Annotated in this window: 1 protein-coding gene; it reads right to left on the minus strand. The window is 52.9% G+C overall.

Annotated features, from left to right (window positions below; translation table 11 throughout):
* Positions 1 to 81: 81 nt before the first annotated feature.
* Positions 82 to 648, minus strand: coding sequence for a tyrosine-type recombinase/integrase (locus tag ACFTOW_RS13270; RefSeq protein ID WP_379916497.1), 567 nt, complete (start codon positions 646 to 648; stop codon positions 82 to 84).
* Between the last annotated feature and the right edge of the window lie 168 nt (positions 649 to 816).

Raw genomic sequence — 816 nt, forward strand, 5'->3', positions numbered from 1 at the left:
ATCCCAGCAAGCCGCTTCCTGCACGCTTCAGGCCAGAAAACCCGCCCTGAACCGCGGAAAACGACGAAAAATCGAGGTGCCCTATAGTAGCTCAACCGCCTCGCTGAGCTGTTCCGCATTCACGTCGATGTAGCGTTGCGTGGTCGAGATGTGACTATGCCCTGCCAAAGCTGCCAGCAAGCGCACACCTACGCCCTTGTTGGCCAATCTGGTGATGTATGTGCGACGACCTGAATGGCTGGATGCGTCTTTCAAGCCCACCGCTTTGTATATGTCCAAAAACAGCTGGCACATTGTGTTTGCTGAGAAGTGCCCGCCCTTTTGGCTTTCAAACAGGGCACGATTTGGATCGCTCAAGTTCAAGCCAGCAGCATAATCCGCCAATGCCCGACGCAAGCGCTGGTTCACATACACAGTGCGTGTTGCACCCCCCTTGCTCTGTGCCGCAGACAGGATGAATTGTGTTCGCACAGCGCCCGTGTCGTCAAATACGTCCCCACGTGTCAGTGCGGCGATTTCCTTGGCCCGTAGCCCTGCGTAGAAGCTGAACAGCACAATGGTTTGGTCGCGTGTTGGATGACGGCGGCTGCGGCAGTACTGTATAACCCTGCGCAGCTGAGCTTCGTTCAATGTCTGTGCTTGGCGCATGTGCAAATCCCCAAAAACCTCATGTTTTCATATGCTTGACTATAAAGCCTGAGGTTTTGGTTGGTCGACCTAAAATGGTGGAAGTTGGTCACTCAATGAATTCAATGACTTAGGTGAAAATCTCACACAATGCTGATTGTATGAGGTTTTGGCACGTTATGTTGGGGC

Source organism: Lacimonas salitolerans (assembly GCF_042677865.1).
Classification (GTDB): domain Bacteria; phylum Pseudomonadota; class Alphaproteobacteria; order Rhodobacterales; family Rhodobacteraceae; genus Lutimaribacter; species Lutimaribacter salitolerans.

Excerpts from the sequence above, each read along its gene's own strand:
- ACFTOW_RS13270 (WP_379916497.1), bottom strand. The coding sequence starts at position 648 with ATGCGCCAAGCACAGACATTGAACGAAGCTCAGCTGCGCAGGGTTATA.